Source organism: Paenibacillus lutimineralis (assembly GCF_003991425.1).
GTDB lineage: Bacteria > Bacillota > Bacilli > Paenibacillales > Paenibacillaceae > Fontibacillus > Fontibacillus lutimineralis.
Genome location: NZ_CP034346.1, coordinates 2607855 through 2626441, shown reverse-complemented (window position 1 = coordinate 2626441; position 18587 = coordinate 2607855). Strand labels below are relative to the sequence as shown.

Here is an 18587-nt window from a genome sequence, read left to right as displayed (position 1 = left end):
TGATATCGCTTCGTTGTAAAGAGTCAGGAAGTCGTAACGGCCTTTTTCTGCAGCTGCTTTAATCTAGGCATTACATAATTACTGCCCCGGCCGAAATAATCATGCAGTCGGCGATACTCCCTATATAGCTCATCATACATTGCTTGATGCGCTGTGTTCGGCGAATAGCTCTGTTCCTGGAGATGAACCATATGCTTGGCTGCTTCCTGAATCGTATCATAGCCGCCTCGTAAGGAACCAGCTGCTACCGCCCCAAACATCGCTGCTCCTAGTGCGGGAGTCTGTGCTGAAGCGGCAATTTTAATCTCTCGACCAGTGATATCCGCATATAGCTGCATCAGGAGCTTGTTTTTCTGCGGCAATCCGCCGCAAGCGTACAGTTCCTGAACCTCTACCCCGACAGCTTCAAACGCCTCGATAATATGGCGAGTCCCAAACGCCGCAGATTCCAGTAAAGCCCGGTAAATCTCCTCGGGTCTTGTTTGCAGTGTTAGGCCGATAATCATGCCGCTGAGCTCGGAATTCACCAAGTTCGAACGGTTCCCGTTCCACCAATCGAGTGCGATCAACCCGCTCTCGCCGGGCAGTAGCTTAGCCGCTCTGGCTTCCAGCCATTCATGAACTGACACGCCCGCCTGTTCGGCCTGCCTTTCCACATAAGCAGGTATCCCCTGCTTCACATACCAGCCGAACATATCCCCTACAGCCGGCTGGCCGGCTTCATAAGCATACAGCCCGGGAATAATTCCGTCCTCCACTATGCCGCAAATGCCTTCCACTTGAATTTCCTGATCGCTAAGCAGTAAATGGCATAACGAGGTTCCCATCGACAGTACCATATCTCCGGATGTGGTCGCTCCAACCCCCGGGACCGCTGCGTGAGCGTCAATAATGCCCGGGGCCACGGCTATACCTGGTCGCAGGCCCATCATGCCTGCAGCCTCTTCCGTGAGTAAGCCTGCCGACTCGCCCAGTGTCACGATATCTCCCTTCAGTTTAACCTCAGCAAACGAAGCAAAGCGGGGATCCAGATTCCGATAAAATTCCGTCGAAGGATATCCCTCTCTGCGATGCCAAAGCGATTTATAACCAGCGCACCCGCTATTTCGCTTCAAAGCCCCGGTCATGACAAATACGATCCAATCCGCAGCCTCTACAAAGCGGTCTGCCGCGTCATAAATATCGGGGCGTTCCCGAAGCACCTGGAGAGCTTTGGCCGTCATCCATTCGGAAGACACCTTGCCGCCGTACCTTCCGAGGAAACTCTCTGCCCGCGAAGCTGCAAGCTCGTTGATAAGATTAGCCTCGTGCTGGGCTGCATGATGCTTCCACAGCTTTACATAAGCATGAGGCTCACCGCGGAACTCCTCGGCATAGCATAACGGATTAGCATCTTGATCGACGGGAAGTATCGTGCTGGAGGTAAAATCGACACCAATCCCAATAATCTGCTCCGGCTGAGCGCCGGAAATCTCCAGAACTTTGGGAACGGATTTCCTCAGCACCTCCACATAATCCTGAGGATGCTGCAGCGCCCACTCCGCTCCCAGCTTGACCCCAGTTCCCGAAAGCTCCACATCCATGACGCCATGAGGATAAGGCGTCACATGCCAAGCTATCTCCTGGCCATCACTCACATCTACAAGTACAACACGCCCTGACTCCGTGCCATAATCAATTCCGAGTACATACCGTACATCCATATCTATGCTCCTCCCCTCTTCTCTCCAGTTCCGCACTAGCAATTATTTATACAGAGGTCCAAAGGCAGCACATGCTCGGTAATCCGCTCCGGTTACATCATTAGCGCCGAAGGCCGACCATACGCTTGGACGGAAAATATCTTCCTCAGGTACGTTATGCATATTTACCGGAATACGCAGCATCGAAGCAAGCGTAATTAACTGGGGACCAACATGGCCATAACTGACGGCGCAATGGTTAGAGCCCCAATTGTTCATGACGGTGTAAACATCCTTGAAAGCTCCCGTTCCGGTCAATCTCGGCACAAACCATGTGGTCGGCCATGTAGGATCAGACCGGCGATCAAGTACGTCATGTACATCCTCCGGCAATTCTACGGAATATCCCTCGGCAATTTGCAGTACTGGGCCGATTTCATGGATCAGGTTGATCCGAGCCATCGTCAGCGGCATGCCGCCACGTGTCGTGAAATCTGTTGAAAAACCGCCGGACGGGAAGAAATCCTTCGCCGAACACCAGGCTGCTGCATCAAGGCACTTCTGAACTTCCTCTTCGCTTATTTCCCAGAAAGGCTTCATGGCCGGCTGACCGTTCAGCGACTGCTGACCTGTACCGTCCAGGGAAGCCGGGCCGGAGTTAATCAGATGGATCACTCCGCATGCTGCACGTCCTTCCAGCTTCTTCCCGGTAACGCGCTCGACAGCCTCCGGGCTCCAATACGTACGAACATCGGCAAAAATTTGTGCACCGTTCGTCAATTGATGACCGAGCAGCATCGAGACCGCGTTCAAATTGTCATTCTCCGTTGCCAGCATATACGGCTCACGAATACCGTTCCAATCGAAGGAGCTGCTCAGGATCGCCTCCATGAAATCGCCGGTAGGCAAATGATCCGTCCAGGCTCTCTGTCCCTGAAATCCGGCGGCAATGGCATTACGCCCCTCGGCTTCCTCACCATATCCCATTTCCGCGAGCTTCGGATTGCCGACCATGAGGTCGCGGGCGATCAGCGCCATCTTGACCACGGTCTCCCAATCCTCTACTTTCTGCTCCGCTGTTCTTCGCCGTTCCGGCGGGTTAATATCTTCCCCTTCCTTGCAGTTCTCCTTCGTCCACGCCAACGCGCGCTCATATTCTTCCTTATCGTAAATGCCCCGCTCCATCCTCCGGATGAACTCGGTCATATCGACGTACTCATTGCGCATGCCGAGGTAGTTCTGGAAAAAGCCTTCGTCCACGATACATCCGGCAATGCCCATCGACACCGTTCCCATCGACAAATAGGATTTACCACGGATCGTAGCTACAGCAAGCCCCGCCTTAGCGAAATTCAGCAATTTGGCCTGCACATCCTCCGGAATACTGTCATCGCCAATATCCTGTACATCCCGTCCATAAATGCTAAACGTGGGCAAGCCCTTCTGATTATGAGCGGCCAGCGCTGCTGCCAAATAGACCGCTCCCGGACGCTCCGTCCCATTGAAGCCCCAGATCGCCTTCGGCATCCATGGATCTGTATCGATCGTCTCGAGCGGATAGCACCAGGATGGGGTAACCGTAATCGTTAGGCCAACGCCTTCCCGGCGGAATTTCTCAGCCGTACTGGCCGCCTCACGAACTCCGCCAATCGTCGTATCTGCCACCACGCATTCTACAGGCAATCCATTGGCATGACGAAGATTTTCCGAGAGAAAACGGGCGCAAGCCAGCGCCAAATTCATCGTTGGCTCCTCGAGCGATTCGCGGATTCCACCGCGCCGTCCGTCAATGACCGGACGTATGCCTATTTTGGGCATATCGCCCTCTAATCGGTTTACAATCATCGGTGTACTCATGAATAAGCCTCCTTATAAAATGAATTGCTCTGATAACTGCCTGGATAATTGATGCAGCTGATGGATTTCCAAGCGGTTCGTCGCCGTGAATTCATGATGATTCTTCACCCGACAATAATAGTTATCAAAGACGCCTTCTAGCATTAAATAGTACTTGGCATTTACCGGGTATAATTGTTTCTCAATAAGAGAGGTCATACTTAGGAAATTAATGAGCGTTTCTGCTCTATTCGGCTCGTTTTCCCAATTTCTTAGCAGCCAAACGTATAAGTCAGGGTGGAAATTCGCCATCACGCCGCTATATCCCGCAATGCCTAGGCGAAGCGTCTCCAGCAGCGTTGCTGAGTTTGCATTATATATTTTCAAAGAGCTGTCTTGTACGGCCTTCAGCTTCTGCCGAATATTGTCCGCATCACAGCTAGTATCTTTCAAAAAGTGGAATCTGCCCGTACTTGCGCACCACCTAAGCAGCTCTGGAGAAATGATTCTTTTATAGGGATACGGACACTCATAGAAGCTCAGCGGAATTTCCTCCGGCAATCTGCTCAGCAGCTTCTCAAGATTGATCTTCCAAACATCATCCGACTCATCCTCGCGAGCCACCCGGTTCGTGATCAGTACGAGCGCATCGATGCCCGTTGCGGCCATAGCCGCTAGCTCCTCAATCTGGTCTTCGATATCGTCAGAAATATGCCCTGAAGCAATAACAGGCACTCGCCCTGCTGCTTTTTCCTTAATAAAAGAGGCCAGCTTCACTCTTTCTTCCAAACTTAAATGAAACATTTCACTCGATTGGCAAACCGCGAACAGACCGTCCACGCCATGCCGGATATACCACTCGACCGCCCGCTCCTGGGCGAAAAAGTCGATTTCTCCGTTCTCTTTAAACGGCGTGACCATCGTCGGCCACACACCGTTCGGAATATGTGATTGCGGCTGATTCAACATCTATGTTCCCTCCACGAATGTAATCAATAAACAACAATTCCTATCCGTTAACCTTTTGCCCCTGCAATATTTTCAAAATTCGGATCACGATCACCTAAATTACTTCGAGATCCTACTAAACTCTCTAAAGGCGATATTGACTCTATTCCATGTATAAGTCAGGTAGATATGATCATCTCGGGCAATAATCGCCGGATACGAGAATTCTCCCTCCTCTTCTTCCAGCACAACTTCCTCCACCCAGGTCAGTCCATTATCCGAGGACACCATCAATACAAGCGGTGTGCGGGGCCCCCAATTGGTCCCAACGGGGTTACAGCAGAGCACCAGAGTTCCATCATCCATGCGTACAACATCCATACCGCTGTTATTATTCGGAACGATCGTAGGATAAGCCGCGCTCCAATGAACGCCGCCATCCTGCGAATCACTGCGATGAATGAAGCCTTCCGAGCTTCTCATAAGCATATGAACCTGGCACGGTTGAGACTCCCATACAGACGGCTGAATGACCCCTCGGCCATAAAAAGATTGCTCCGACACCGGAATTTCACTTTTCACCGCATGGATGTCACTCCGATCAATCCCGGCGATGCCGATGTCCTCGCTCCTCCTCCAGGTCAGGCCTTGATCTTGCGAGCGATCCGCAAATGACGTCCAAATTCCGTCCTCGGCGGAAGCCGGAGCAATCCAGGTTCCATCCGAAAGAACGACCACTTTATTGCGAACCGGGCCTCTGCCGCCCCGATCTCCGGGAACAAGCTCACTCGCCTCCGACCAGGTTCTTCCCTCATCCTTGGAAATTTTATAGAGGGTTCGCCATTCCTTGATAAGGCGTCCGATTTTATAGAACAGCAGCAGCTCGCCGCCCGGCAAATTCATAAGTACCGGATTCCAGCATGGTTCCTCTACTCCAGCGGCAATTTTCACCGGCTGCGACCAGTTCCCGCCTGTTCTGCCAGAGCACCAGATCGCGCTGTCATCCGCACCTTCCTTGCTCCCCGCAAACCAGACAGCCAGCATATCTCCGCTAGGCAGGACAGCTAGATGTGAAGCGTGACAGCTGGCAAAAGATTTGTCCATACCCATAATCAATTCATTGGCAATCTCATTGAACATGCTGAAATTCCCTCCTGATATTTCTTTAACCCTTAATCCCTGAATTCGTGATTCCTTCCACAAAATAGCGCTGCAAAGACAAGAACACGATCACGGACGGGATAATAGCCATACAAGCAGCGGCAAGCGATGTGCCGTATTGGAATTGTGCGGTGGAATTCGCCCCACCCATAAACTGCGCGATCCCTACTGTCAGCGGCTTTAAGGCGTTAGCACGAATCGCTATCATCGGCCACAGGAAGTTGTTCCAGTTTGAGATGAACATTAGGATCGTTACCGTGGAGACAGCGGGTTTCGTTAATGGCAGCATAATCTTCCAGAATATCCCGAAATCCTTGCAGCCATCGATTCTCGCGGCTTCCTCCAGCTCATTTGGAATCCCCTTGAAGAAGCTGGTTAGAATATACACGCTAATGACGTTCGCGCCCGCTACCAAAATCAGCGCAGCAAATGTATTTAGCAGCTTCAATTTGGAAACAAGCAAAAATAAAGGAACGATGTAAGCCTGAATCGGAATAAGCAGCATAGAGACGATCAGAGTAAAAATAACTTTTTTCCCCTTAAAGTTAAGCCGTCCGAATGCATAAGCCGCAGGCGTCGTCAGAACTAACACGAACAACGTGGACAATATGGTAATAATTAAGCTGTTCATCATCCAGCCAGTGTACGGATACTGAGCCAGAACGGATTTATAGTTAATAAGCGTGAAATCAGCGATCCATTTCGGCGGGTAATTCATAATTTCCGCTTCCGGCTTTAGCGAAGAAACGACAGACCACAGTAAGGGAAATAGAAATATGACACCCATGAATGCCATGGCAACATAGGTCAAAGTGTTTTTTAATTTCATGCCGTGAGCCTCCCCTAGTCATCCAGCTTCAGCAATCTGGATTGAATTTGCACAAATACGATCAGAATGACCAATGTCGCTATGCCAAGCACAGAGCCGTAGCCAAGATTGTAGTTCTGGAATGCGGTTCCGTACAAATATTGCACTATTGTGAGCGTAGCCGTTCCAGGCCCACCGTTCGTCATGACGAAAATTTGGTCAAAAATTTGAATCGTATTCACGAGGGTCAGCGTAATCACCATCGAGGTAATCGGCTTTAGCATAGGCAAGGTAATTCTCATGAACGCCTGAGCGCCTGTGGCTCCGTCAATTTTGGCAGCTTCGTATAAGTCCGCCGAAATATCCTGAAGACCGGCAAGATACAAGATCATGTTGTAGCCGAGGTACGACCATACGGTGACAAGAGCGATCGAGAAAAGGGCCCATTTTTCACTCGTCAGCCATTCGATCGGCCCGAGACCAATCAGCTTCAAGTAGTAGTTGAGAATTCCGAAGTTGTTATCGTAAAGCCAGTTCCAAATAATACCGACGACAGCCGGAATCAATACGTAAGGAATGATGGAAATCGTTCTTACAGCATTCCGGAAACGCAGCTTCTGATTCAGCAGTACTGCCATCAAAAGGCTGAACACAATCAGCGGCGGCAATGTTAATAAGAGAAACAGCAATGTATTTTTCAAAGAGACCCAAAATATCGGATCATTAAATAGCTTCTTAAAGTTGGCCAGCCCCGCAAACTCGGCATCGCCAACGATATTCCATTTCATAAAGCCGATGAACAGCCCTGCTACACTCGGTCCAAAGCGAAAGACAAGGAATACGAGCAAATAAGGCAGCAAGAACAGTGCCGCGACTTTCCCTTGTGATTTCATGAAGTTGTCAACCTTTCTACCACTAAGGTTATTATAGAGTTCTGAACTCGCATTTATAGAGTGGTACATGAACCCGATACGACAAAGGCAGGTCCCCCCCATGCCGTATCGAGTCATTTCGTGCCAACGACGTAACGGATGCTCTCTACTCTTGTAGCAGACTGTCCATCTCTTTCTTCAATTGCTTGGCAATTTCATGAGGATCTTTATTATTCAAAATGGCATCCTGAGCGGCAGTCAGAATCGGGCTTGGAGCCGTACTTGAGAAAATTTGCGCCGCTTTCGGATGGGATGGAAGCAGAACGCTGTTATCTAAGCTGTTAATAAATGCTTCTCTGCCTTCCAAGCTTAGGGCGGTTTGCATGCCTGCATTGCTTGATGGAAGCTGACCGGATCTAGCCCATTCTCCGGAGTTATTGTCCAGCCATTTGACGAATTCGATCGCTGCTTTGGCTTTTTCAGGATCATTATCTTTCTTGAGCGGGAAGGTAAGTATTTCAGCAGCTCCCCAAGCGGCTGACTTGTCGAATACTTTAGGATAAGGCGCGCTTGCCCATTGGATATTGGAATCTTCCAACTTCGGCATTTGCCATGGTCCGTCAATGAACATCGCTACTTTTCCGCCCATAAAATCATCAACCGGGGATTTCTCGCCTTTTGGCACGACTTTATATTTGAATACAAGGTCTTGCAGGAAAGCAATTGCGTTAGCCATCTTGTCCTCGTCCAATTCAACCGCTTTCATATCTTCGGTGAACGGATTATGACCTTGCTGATTCAGTAGAGCATAGATTTGATAGAACACATGGTGGTTCATGGAGAAGCCAAGACCGTATTGTACGATGTTATTCTCGTCGAAGCCTTCTTCGTCGGCATGTTTGCCATTGTTGTCGATCGTCAGCTTCTGGGCTGTCGCGATCAACTCGTCGCCGGTCAAAGGAGGATTTGCTATTCCGGATTCATTGTAAAGCTCCTTGTTGTAATACAAGCCATGCATGTGAACGTCTAACGGAACCGCATATTGCTCCCCTTTATAGAACGTCCCGCCCCAGGCAAATGAGGAGTAATTCACTGTCTCTATGCCTACATCGGCAATCGGCTTGCTGTCCAGGACACCCATTTCCACGAATTGTCCCAATTCGAAAGGATGCATGACCAATACATCCGGCGGGTTTCCGCCTTTCATTTCCGTCAAAAATTTAGTGAAGAGCGGTGTCCATTGCAGGGAAGTGAATTCAACATGAATGCCGCTTTGTTCCTGGTTAAACTTGTTAACTAGCCCTTCCATCGTATTGAGGTCAGGTCCTGTCCATCCGCCCCAAAAATCGATGTTGACAACCTTGCCACTGCCGCCGTTATTTGCTGATGCCGGTGAATTCGTCGCTTTCTGTTTTGGGTCGGCAGCACAACCTGCCAACGGTAAAGCTAACAGCATTACGATAAGGAAACTTGCAAGCCATCTTTTTGTTCTCACGTTTATCCCCCTTTAAGGATTAGTTAAACTTGCCTGCCAAAATAATGTAAGCGCTTTCTTTAATGCGATCCCGATTTAACGCTCACCCCCCTTCAGGCAGTGAATTATGGTGTGTAGCATATATCCACTAACCAGGGAGAAAACGATCACCGTCCCCTCCCGGTTAGGTCAAAACAAGGCTATAATACTATCAGTTCGTGTCAGCTTACTCCCCGCAGGATCTACGGGTTACGATGTGTGTGTCAAACATTTTATGAACCTTGACATTGGTCTTGTATAGCATCATATCCGTCAGCATTCTCAGACTCTCTTTCGCCATTTCTTCTACCGGTAAATGAACTGTAGATAATGTAGGTATCGTAAAATTGGTTACTTCGTCATTATCATATCCTATGATCTCCATGTCCTCCGGCACTCTAATATCGATTTCATTCAGCGCCTTCAACGCCCCTACAGCCATCTGGTCACTAATCGAAAATACACCGGTAGGCAAGGAGCCCGACTGCTCCTTCATTCTCATAACCGCTTCGTAGCCGCCCTGCTCCGAGAAGTCTTCATACATCAGATGCTCCTCATCAATCTCCAAGCCAAGCTCGGCCGCTTTATCCTGAAATCCTTCCCTGCGCAGCGTGATCGCTTTGGAGGAAACGTCCGGGACAATCAGTCCTACCTTCTTGTGATTTCTCCTGTATAATCTCTCTGCCACCATCTCGCCGCTTTTGCGGCTATCGACGTTAACCGATGAATATTTGCTTGATTCACGTTGGTGCAGCACGATCGGAACGTTCAATTCGGCCTGCTCAAGAAATTCGTCATCCTCCTCGGTGGAGTTAGCAATGATCGCTCCATTGAACCTTGTTCCCGTTACTAAGCTTCTCACCTCATGCAATTTAGTACCTACATAGGGCTGAATCAATAGCTCATATTCATCCTCTAGCTCGTTCAGGGCGTGTTGAAAGCCTTTTAGGTAGCGGCCAACAAGTGCTGTTCGCGTGTCGAGCGTCCAGAACAAGGCAATGATCGGCAGCACCGTTTCTCCTCCGCTCCGCAGCCGTCTAGCCGAAATATTCGGCTGATAATTCAGTTCTCTGGCAGCTTCTAATATTTTCAACTGGGTCGCGGCAGATATCCGGTATTTATCCCCTTTGCCATTCAACACCATGGAAGCCGTGCCTTGCGATACTTTTGCAAGTTGGGCTATTTCCTTAATGCTTGCCATGCTAATAACACCTCATAACTTTCATCATATTGGCAAAATATCCTAATCCATTGTATATGCTTAGGCGAGATCAGATCAATTCATTAACACAATTTCACGAATACGTCAGACTAAACGTATTGAGCTTAGGCAACATAGCGGATAAGGATCTGAAACGAATATTCTAATAAACCCAACCCGCTAATACGTTTTGCTAATACGTTTTGCTAATACGTTTTGCTAATACGTTTTGCTAATACGTTTTTATTGTATTTTAAAAGCGCTTACACGTCAACAGGGATTTTCATATTTTATCAAATTTATTTTTTATGATTTTCGAGAACTCGGCTCACTATAATTGCTAAACTTCATCAAGAAAAGAAATATGTGAGCCAGCTGGCCAGAGAATTAGGCATTAGCAGACCGCTGCTTTATTTGCATCTACAAAGATTGGAGGACGCTAAGCTTGTCAAAGGGTATCATGAAATTTCCGACAACGGAAAAGCGATGAAGTATTATGAAATCAATCCCTTCAGCATCGAGTTAAATGAGGATTTGCTCGCTCAAGCAGCAAGTAGTTTAACCATCAAAAACAAACAAGAATAAATCGCGTTTTTATTTAGTAGAGAAAATAAAATTAAGCAAAGGAGTTGGATCATTTTGCATATCATCTGGCCCAATTTATTCATATCGCTAATTCCTATTTTAATATTTATCATCATTATTGTTTTTGTTACTGGTGTCGTCCGCCGTATGGAAAGACGGGCAGACGAGCGTCTAAAACTAGACAAAGAAAATGCAAATCTGCTGCAGCAACAAATACAAGAAATAAACACCCGCTTAACTAATATTGAGAAAACTCTTAAGCAAGTAGATTAAAAACTACTCATTTTATAGGCCCACTATAATAAAAATAGAGGCGTCTCAAAGTCGATTTTCTGACTTGGAGACGCCTCTATTGCGTTTGACCTGATCACTCGGACGGTCATTTTTGACCGTTTAATAAACAGCCCCTATTCGCTTCATGATGATAAGTCATTTATAACTTTTCAAGCTTATAATTTGTAAACCTCTTTGTACTTCTGCTCCAAATAATCGGCCAAATAATCCGGATTAAGATCCTCGCCTGTCACCTGCTTAATAATTTCCGCAGGCTTCAGCGACTTGCCGTATTTATAGATTTTGTCTGTAAGCCAATCCTTGATCGGCTTCAGATTGCCGGCAGCAACCAGACTGTCGAACTCAGGCAGCTCCTTGCGGATCGTATGGGCAAATTGGGCTGCGTACATATTGCCGAGCGCGTAGGAAGGGAAGTACCCGAAGCTCCCCCCGGACCAGTGCACGTCCTGCAGCACTCCTTCTCCATCATTGGAAGGGGTAACTCCGAGATAGGACTGGTACTTCTCATTCCATACTTTCGGTAAATCACTAACTGGCAAGCCTTCGTTGAAGATCATCTTCTCGATCTCATAACGAATAATGACATGGAGGTTATAGGTTAACTCGTCTGCCTCAATACGAATCAGCGAGCTCTCCACCCGGTTGATCGCCCGATAGAATTGATCGACAGAAACATCCTTCAGTTGTTCAGAGAAATGTTGTTTCAACTCTACATAGTAGCGATTCCAGAACTCACGGCTGCGACCAATAAAATTCTCCCAGAAGCGGGATTGGGATTCGTGAATCCCCATCGAAGTACCTTGGCTAAGCGGAGTACCATTCAGCTTGGAATCTACATTCTGTTCGTAGAGCGCGTGACCGCCCTCATGCAGCGAACTGAACAAAGCGCTTGTCAGATCATCCTCGTAATAATGCGTAGTTATCCGCACATCTCCCGGATTAATCGTCGTCTCAAATGGATGCTCCGTCTCATCGACCCGACCACCGTCGAGATCATAGCCGATTTCCTTCAGCATAGCCAGGCTGAATTTATGCTGCTCAGCAATATCAAATGTATTGTCCAGGAAAGACGCATCCGGTCTGTCCGAAGCTTCTGCAATTTGCTGGACCAAAGGTACAAGCCGATTACGGAGACGTCCGAACACTTCATCCAATTTCTCTACCGTCAGCTCTGGTTCATACATATGTAAGAGCGTGTCGTAACGGGTGGCTTTCGGTCCCCAGTAGTCAATGAATTCCTGTGTTTTTTTCCACAATTTTAGTAAGGTAAGGCTCGAAGCCAGCATAATCACTATTTCTCTTGAAGTCGGTCCAGAGCGTCTCCGCATGTGAGACGAGCTCCGTGTACTCCTGGAACTTCTGCGGCGGAATCTTTACGTTATAGTCATATTGTTCCTGCACAGTGCTAACGAGACGTTTGCCCGTCTCATCAAGCTCAGCCAGTACCTCGGGCCGGTTCAAATAAGCTAAGTAAACGCCCATTTCCTCGGAAGTTTGCAGCTTGAAATGTTCCGTAGCCAGCGTGCCAATCGTAGCGGCACGCGCCTCGGCCCCGTTCTTCGGCGCTCCGGTTCGCAGGTCCCAGTGCAATAAGGCAACTGCTTCATCATAACTTGTCATTTTGCGAAGAAGTTCCCGGAACTGCTCCCATATTTCCGTCGTTTTTTGATTCATTCGATTTTCACCTCTTTTTTAATTTAAACCACTTTCTGTTCATTATCTGAGACGATGTCATCCATATAGAAGGACTAATACACCATGACATTATCACAGACGAGCCACAGAATTCAACGTGACCTAAGAAGAAGCAACTACCTGAGATCGTATACACGTCAGAATTTTATGTAAGTACAAACAGACTAGGCCCACAATGCAGGTTCTTTTTATTTGGTCATTTCTCTTGCTGATACTTTTTTAAATACGTATAATTAAATTTTAAGCGGATTTATTATTTGTTTTCCATTATCAGAGCTCCGCTTAATTTGAAAGGAGGTTCACGCTATGAACCGTGTAGAAACTATTCTAGATCATAACCGCCACTTTGTTGAGAACAAGGATTACGAGTCTTATATTACTGACAAATTTCCCGATAAGAAGCTAGCTATTGTCACCTGTATGGATACCAGATTAGTGGAATTGCTTCCGAAGGCAATGAATCTGAAAAACGGCGATGCCAAAATCATAAAAAATGCCGGTGCAATTATTTCGCAGCCTTTCGGTAGCGTTATGCGTAGTCTTATCGTAGCTATCTATGAGTTAAAAGCAGAAGAAGTGTTCATCGTCGGACACACTGGATGCGGGATGGCTGCCATAAACTCGGATAGAGTTATCGAAGCGATGCGGGAACGCGGCATTTCCAACGAAGTCTTGGACACATTGGAGCATTCCGGGATTAGACTGAACAAATGGCTGCGTGGTGTGAATAATGAGAAGGAAGGCGTTATCCATACGGTTGGGATTGTTAAAAATCATCCCCTGCTTCCAGCCAACCTTCCGGTTCACGGCATGCTGATCGACTCGACCACCGGGGAACTAGAACTGCTCATTAATGGGTATGAATAACAGCATGATACATCTGCAGATTAATAGATAATATTGCAGCTTAGAAAGGAAGGCAACAAATCTATGACTTATCAGTTTGACGAACAGTTCGAACGAAAAGGGACACTTTCTTTAAAATGGGATCAAGCTGAAAGCTTGTTCGGCGATCCGGATGTTCTCCCACTATGGGTAGCAGACATGGACTTCCGTTGTCCGCCAGCTATCATCGAGACCGTTAAGCAGCGGGCTGAATTAGGAATGTATGGTTATACGATTAGAACTCATGAGTATTTAGATGCAATTACGAGCTGGTTCAGCAGGCGCCATCATTGGCAGATCCAGCCTGAATGGTTGACGGATACACCAGGAGTCGTTCCTGCACTCGGCGTCGCTATTCAAGTATTGTCCGAACCAGGTGATCAGGTGATTCTTCAATCACCAGTATATAATCCATTCTACGATGTCATTCGCAAGAACGGCCGCCAGGTTGCCCAGAATCCATTAGTGCTCCGTAATGGTCGTTATGAGATGGATTATGAACAGCTGGAGAGTCTGATGCGTGACGGTGCCAAGTTATTGTTGCTCTGCAGTCCCCATAACCCAGGCGGCCGCGTATGGGATCGTGAGGAACTAGAGCATTTGGGACGGCTATGCGAGCAATATGATGTCCGCGTCATTTCCGATGAGATCCATTGTGATTTGATACTGGCCGACAAGAAACATATTCCGTTCGCAACCCTATCAGAGACGATCGCTGAACGGACAGTCACCTGTCTCGCACCGTCTAAGACCTTCAATATGCCTGGCCTTAATTCCTCATTTACTTGCATCTCGAATCCAGAGATGAAGCGGTTATTCGATGAACAGGTTCAGACACTTGCTGTAGGCGGAGTCAGCTTCTTCGGACCTCCTGCTACAATTGCTGCCTATAACGAAAGTGAAGATTGGCTTGAAGCATTGTTGAACTATGTACGCGGCAATATGGAGTATGCGATCTCCTTCATCAAGGACCAAATGCCTATGCTGAATCCGATCGTATCAGAAGGAACCTACCTGCTATGGGTGGATTGCCGCAAGCTCGGTCTGAACACAGATGCTTTGAAGCAATTGATGTATCAAGAAGCCAAGATCGCCTTCAATGAAGGTTCGTTGTATGGTGAACAAGGTACAGGCTTCCTTCGTATCAATTTGGCCTGTCCTCGACCTCTACTTAGCAAAGCGCTGGACCAATTCAAAGGAGCTATTGAAAGAATGCTTTAATAGCAGCTGTAGGGGACCTCTTTGGGGTCCCCTACATTTTATATTGACTATTGACTTATGTGCCCAGTAGCATGGATTGCTGTCCTTTTGCGCTTTAACAATATGTAAACCAGATAAATTCCATATAATAGATACAATATATTCAGAATGGATACGGCCAACACTTCCTTCTCTAGGATGGAGTTGCTGGTCAATTGCGCCAAGGCATCAAACAAGAAATGAAACAAGATAAGTGGAAATATACTGTTCGTTGCCTCAATGATTAATGCCAGAATAAAACCAATTAGCAGTGCATTAACGACTTGCAGGAAAATATGGAGAAAGCCGCTGCCATTAAACGCATTGGCCATATGAAGAATGCCAAAAAACAAAGAAGAAAAAACAATAAAGAAAGCAGCGCCTTTGGGGCGTAATCTCTCCCGGAGTATCCCCCGGAAAATGGATTCCTCCGTATAACCGACAAGGAGAGAAAAAAATAGGATGATAACGATATCAATCACTGAAAGTGAAGTATTAAGCCCGCCGATGATCGGCTGAACCATCACAATCACAAGCAAAGGGACATAGTAAAGAACAGCTTTTGCCTGCGACATATTCATGCCTTTAAATCCGAATATTCCGAGTGAAGCATCTCTCTTCCTCATATAAAATGTGATAATGATCGCCATTACCAAGAAAGCGATGCCTTGTGCCATCATAATACCTCGATCATGAGACTCCAGAATAGTCGCAACAGCGGATGCAATTGCCACTATCAACGTTAATACAATCCCCAGCATTAATGAGAACAATATAGGATGTTCTTTACGCTGCTTTTCCCCCATCAACATCTTCCCTTCCTAAATAATACTGAATCCTAAAAACTTCAGGAGTTTACAGATGCTATAATAGCAATTAAACCTATCAATGTAAATCCAGTAAATGCTATTATATGCAAACATAAGAATAAAAAAAGAGCATCCTCCGTCAAGTCGAAAATGCTCTTTCTTATGATATTTCTGTTCGAAAGCTTTAGAAGCAGGGCCGCTTACAATTACATCAATAATGTAGCAGGCAATACTGCTGCAATGAACTTCCGGGCAATGGAATTGTCTTGACGATATGGTAATTATAATGCTCATACATCGGCAGGTTGCTCTCCGTCTGTGTCTCCAGCGAGCATATCGTCTTTTCCTCCTGGCATTTCTCCAATAGAGGTCTAACAATCTGCGAAACATAGCCTTGCCCCTGATACTGCTCCTGAACGGCTAACATATCCAGATGTAAATATCTATGCCCTCCAAGCATTGACAGCCAGGATGAGTCCATTTGGCGAAGAATCGTTATGCCGCGTACGAATCCGCGAAGCCCTATATAGCGGCAGATCGGCAAAGATTTACCTATAGCCCTGGCGATTTCACGCCAATAGCTCACTTTTGAACGCCATGTCTTCGGCTCCAGTTCCGAATGGAAGATCAGGGCTACCGCTTCATAGCGATCCGAAGTTGTCACTAGGTCGGAATAGGGGTATAACATCTCGATATAATACTTGAAAAATATATTCAGCACTTGCAATCTTGTTTTCTCGTTCGGCAAAATGTATCGATACAGCGGGTCATCCTTAGCAAAAGCTTCGGCCATTACAGCAGCCACTCTAGGAATGTCCTGCCGACCGACTTGAAGTAATTTACTACAAATAGTTCCACCTCATTAATATAAATCCAAGTGTATACCCGATACCCCATTATATCATTTCATACCAAAAATGATTAGGAGCTTTTCATATTTGAAGATACATTTGTTGATTCATTATAGCAACCGACCGGAGGACCTAAGATGACTGCCTCCTGAATAGGCCCCACCGCCTTCGCATAATCCTCCTCATTAATGCAATAGGCACGCTACGGGTAAAGTAGCCTATTGGATCCATCCTTAGCAGCGCCTATTATGATTCGGTATGACGGCAATGTTTGACATATTCTTTTACTGGACACCATAATATAATTACTTATGTCATAAGGGAGCTCATTCAATATGCAGCGCATTCGAAGTCTCATCGATAGATTACAGATAAAAAAATGGATCTCCACCCTGTATCAAATTAAAGTACTTAGGCTCATTCCACCGATCGTTATCATCGGTCTCGTATATTGGGAAGGGCAAAAGGAATTCCGCACGATTCATTGGGGCAAAACCTTGTACTATCTGCGCCATATTCACCCAGAGACATTATTGTTCTTATTCTGCTTCTCCCTCATTGCAGTCTCGATCATGACCCTATATGACCTGTTAATCAGACGTCATTTCCAGCTTCCACTAAGCCGCTGGCAGACTTTCAGATATGGATGGATCGCGAATACCTCCAGCAACCTGCTAGGCTTCGCTGGTCTGACCGGAGCTGGCATAAGGACTGCGCTGCTGCGCAGCCGCGGAACCTCGTATTCCACAATTGCCGCTGCTGTTGGTTTCCTATCGACCATCCCGTTTACCGGATTATCATTGCTTGCCTGGTTCAATATTTTTGCTGTCTTCCCCGCCAGTCAAATTACAGAGGTTCATCACTGGCTCATATACGCAGTATGGGGTTCGGCATTATATTTGCCGTTATTTGTACTTTTGCAGCGAACGACGCTGTTCTCTAAATGGTTCAATCGCGACCGTGGACAAATGCAGTGGCGAACGATTGTCTCTGTAATCACCGTCTCCTTCATGGAATGGTTGTTCGCCGGGCTCACTTTCTGGCTCATTTGCAGAGCTTTTTTCCCGAATCTATCCTTTACCGCTATCTTCGGGATATACATCGTAGCAGCAATTGCTGGTATGATCAGTATGGCGCCCAGCGGGATTGGTGGCTTCGATCTGACGGCCCTCCTTGGACTTCAACTGCTAGGGCATTCTCCTGAGAAAAGCGCAGTTGTACTCATTCTGTTCAGAATCCTGTATTACATTCTGCCTTGGTTGATCGGCCTTATTATGGCGGCCTATGAGTTTTCACGGGATCGTAAGAAAGGGGCTTCTCCCGCATCTGACGAATCATCTCAAGTGATGCCTGCAAAGAAGCCATTGGATGAGAGCGGTGAGGCGGCAACTGTCGCAAATACGTGGCGGAAGCTTCGCAGTTAGCCAGGCCCTCTCGGTTTCATCGGAGAAGTCAGCGCCTGGTCACTAAGCAAGCTTGTCTTCGGCGCGGGTGCGCTGTTGATTCTATCGGCGGCTACTCCTGCCCTTCTATATCGGTTTCATTATATAGAGAATATTCTTTCATTACCGATATCGGCATTATGCTGATCGTGCTGTCAAGGGGAATAACGCTGCGCGTCAAACGTGCTTATTCCTGGACGCTGCTCCTGCTTTGTACCGGTGCTATCTTTACTTTTGCCAACGCATTTGATTATGAAGAGGCCATCATTTTACTGGTCATCGCACTCTTGCTTTGGATGTCCAGACAACAATTTTACAGATTGTCGGTTCCTCTCAGAAAATATCATATCATCGGTTGGATGATCATTACGGCATGTATTGCTGGAGTTTATTACTTCATCGGGGCCAGTACACGCCCTTTTCTGAAGAAGCCTTTTCATTTTCACGTTGGTGAGCATGCGCCAAAGCTGCTCGGATCCAGTGCATTCATTCTCTCGGCAGTGAGTGGGCTGCTTCTTGCTTGGCTTCTGCTAACCCTGTATTACTTACTCCGTCCAAAGCAGCTGAATATGCCCAGCATTAGTAATGTAGATCATGCTAAATTAAGTGATTTCCTAGAGCAATATCCCGGTAATATGCTTACCCATATGTTATTTTCGGGAGATAAGGGCTTCTTCTGGGCGATGGACATCAAGTGTTGATCCCTTATGCAAAGATGCATAACAAGCTCGTCGTATTAGGTGATCCGCTAGGACCAAGGGAAATG

Annotated in this window: 16 protein-coding genes and 1 pseudogene; 6 read left to right on the top strand and 11 right to left on the bottom strand. The window is 47.1% G+C overall.

Going from position 1 to position 18587, the window contains the following annotated elements:
* Positions 1 to 23: 23 nt before the first annotated feature.
* From EI981_RS11135 to EI981_RS11100, 8 genes are all read right to left on the bottom strand, one after another.
* Positions 24 to 1703 (bottom strand): ribulokinase, encoded by a 1680-nt coding sequence (locus EI981_RS11135; RefSeq protein ID WP_126998104.1) that lies wholly within the window; start codon positions 1701 to 1703, stop codon positions 24 to 26.
* Between the two features lie 42 nt (positions 1704 to 1745).
* Positions 1746 to 3539 carry an L-fucose isomerase gene (locus EI981_RS11130; RefSeq protein ID WP_126998102.1) on the bottom strand — a complete coding sequence of 598 codons (1794 nt, stop codon included), beginning with the start codon at positions 3537 to 3539 and terminating at the stop codon, positions 1746 to 1748.
* Between the two features lie 12 nt (positions 3540 to 3551).
* Positions 3552 to 4487 (bottom strand): dihydrodipicolinate synthase family protein, encoded by a 936-nt coding sequence (locus EI981_RS11125; protein WP_126998100.1) that lies wholly within the window; start codon positions 4485 to 4487, stop codon positions 3552 to 3554.
* Between the two features lie 99 nt (positions 4488 to 4586).
* Complete coding sequence (locus EI981_RS11120; protein ID WP_126998098.1) at positions 4587 to 5606, bottom strand: sialidase family protein; 1020 nt, start codon at positions 5604 to 5606, stop codon at positions 4587 to 4589.
* Positions 5607 to 5631: 25 nt separating this feature from the next.
* On the bottom strand, positions 5632 to 6456 hold the full coding sequence (locus tag EI981_RS11115) for a carbohydrate ABC transporter permease (protein ID WP_126998096.1): 825 nt from the start codon (positions 6454 to 6456) through the stop codon (positions 5632 to 5634).
* A gap of 14 nt (positions 6457 to 6470) precedes the next feature.
* Positions 6471 to 7328 (bottom strand): carbohydrate ABC transporter permease, encoded by an 858-nt coding sequence (locus EI981_RS11110; RefSeq protein WP_126998094.1) that lies wholly within the window; start codon positions 7326 to 7328, stop codon positions 6471 to 6473.
* A 145-nt stretch (positions 7329 to 7473) separates the two neighbouring features.
* On the bottom strand, positions 7474 to 8802 hold the full coding sequence (locus EI981_RS11105) for an extracellular solute-binding protein (RefSeq protein ID WP_126998092.1): 1329 nt from the start codon (positions 8800 to 8802) through the stop codon (positions 7474 to 7476).
* 205 nt (positions 8803 to 9007) lie between these two features.
* Positions 9008 to 10021 (bottom strand): LacI family DNA-binding transcriptional regulator, encoded by a 1014-nt coding sequence (locus EI981_RS11100; protein WP_126998090.1) that lies wholly within the window; start codon positions 10019 to 10021, stop codon positions 9008 to 9010.
* Between the two features lie 366 nt (positions 10022 to 10387).
* On the opposite strand from EI981_RS11100, the gene EI981_RS11095 reads away from it, so the two are divergent.
* Together EI981_RS11095 and EI981_RS11090 are read left to right on the top strand one after the other, a co-directional pair.
* On the top strand, positions 10388 to 10606 hold the full coding sequence (locus EI981_RS11095) for an ArsR/SmtB family transcription factor (protein ID WP_237172651.1): 219 nt from the start codon (positions 10388 to 10390) through the stop codon (positions 10604 to 10606).
* A gap of 54 nt (positions 10607 to 10660) precedes the next feature.
* Positions 10661 to 10879 (top strand): hypothetical protein, encoded by a 219-nt coding sequence (locus EI981_RS11090; RefSeq protein ID WP_126998086.1) that lies wholly within the window; start codon positions 10661 to 10663, stop codon positions 10877 to 10879.
* Positions 10880 to 11055: 176 nt separating this feature from the next.
* On the opposite strand, the pseudogene EI981_RS11085 reads toward EI981_RS11090, so the two are convergent.
* Positions 11056 to 12574 (bottom strand): annotated as a pseudogene (locus EI981_RS11085) (carboxypeptidase M32).
* 327 nt (positions 12575 to 12901) lie between these two features.
* Between EI981_RS11085 and EI981_RS11080 the strand changes: the two are divergent.
* A complete protein-coding gene (locus EI981_RS11080; protein ID WP_126998084.1) occupies positions 12902 to 13462 on the top strand; it encodes a beta-class carbonic anhydrase in 561 nt (186 codons plus the stop codon).
* 63 nt (positions 13463 to 13525) lie between these two features.
* The gene (locus EI981_RS11075) at positions 13526 to 14701 is read left to right on the top strand and encodes a MalY/PatB family protein (RefSeq protein WP_126998082.1); all 1176 of its coding nucleotides are present in this window, start codon (positions 13526 to 13528) and stop codon (positions 14699 to 14701) included.
* A gap of 47 nt (positions 14702 to 14748) precedes the next feature.
* On the opposite strand, the gene EI981_RS11070 is transcribed toward EI981_RS11075, so the two are convergent.
* Together EI981_RS11070 and EI981_RS11065 are read right to left on the bottom strand one after the other, a co-directional pair.
* Positions 14749 to 15531 carry a CPBP family intramembrane glutamic endopeptidase gene (locus tag EI981_RS11070; protein WP_126998080.1) on the bottom strand — a complete coding sequence of 261 codons (783 nt, stop codon included), beginning with the start codon at positions 15529 to 15531 and terminating at the stop codon, positions 14749 to 14751.
* Between the two features lie 208 nt (positions 15532 to 15739).
* Positions 15740 to 16321: a GNAT family N-acetyltransferase gene (locus EI981_RS11065; RefSeq protein WP_127004573.1), complete on the bottom strand. Its 582-nt coding sequence runs from the start codon at positions 16319 to 16321 to the stop codon at positions 15740 to 15742.
* Positions 16322 to 16714: 393 nt separating this feature from the next.
* On the opposite strand from EI981_RS11065, the gene EI981_RS29535 reads away from it, so the two are divergent.
* Positions 16715 to 17803 (top strand): flippase-like domain-containing protein, encoded by a 1089-nt coding sequence (locus EI981_RS29535; RefSeq protein WP_227011794.1) that lies wholly within the window; start codon positions 16715 to 16717, stop codon positions 17801 to 17803.
* Positions 17782 to 18522: a hypothetical protein gene (locus EI981_RS29530; RefSeq protein ID WP_227011793.1), complete on the top strand. Its 741-nt coding sequence runs from the start codon at positions 17782 to 17784 to the stop codon at positions 18520 to 18522. The genes EI981_RS29535 and EI981_RS29530 overlap by 22 nt, the downstream gene beginning before the upstream one ends.
* The last annotated feature ends 65 nt before the right edge of the window (positions 18523 to 18587 follow it).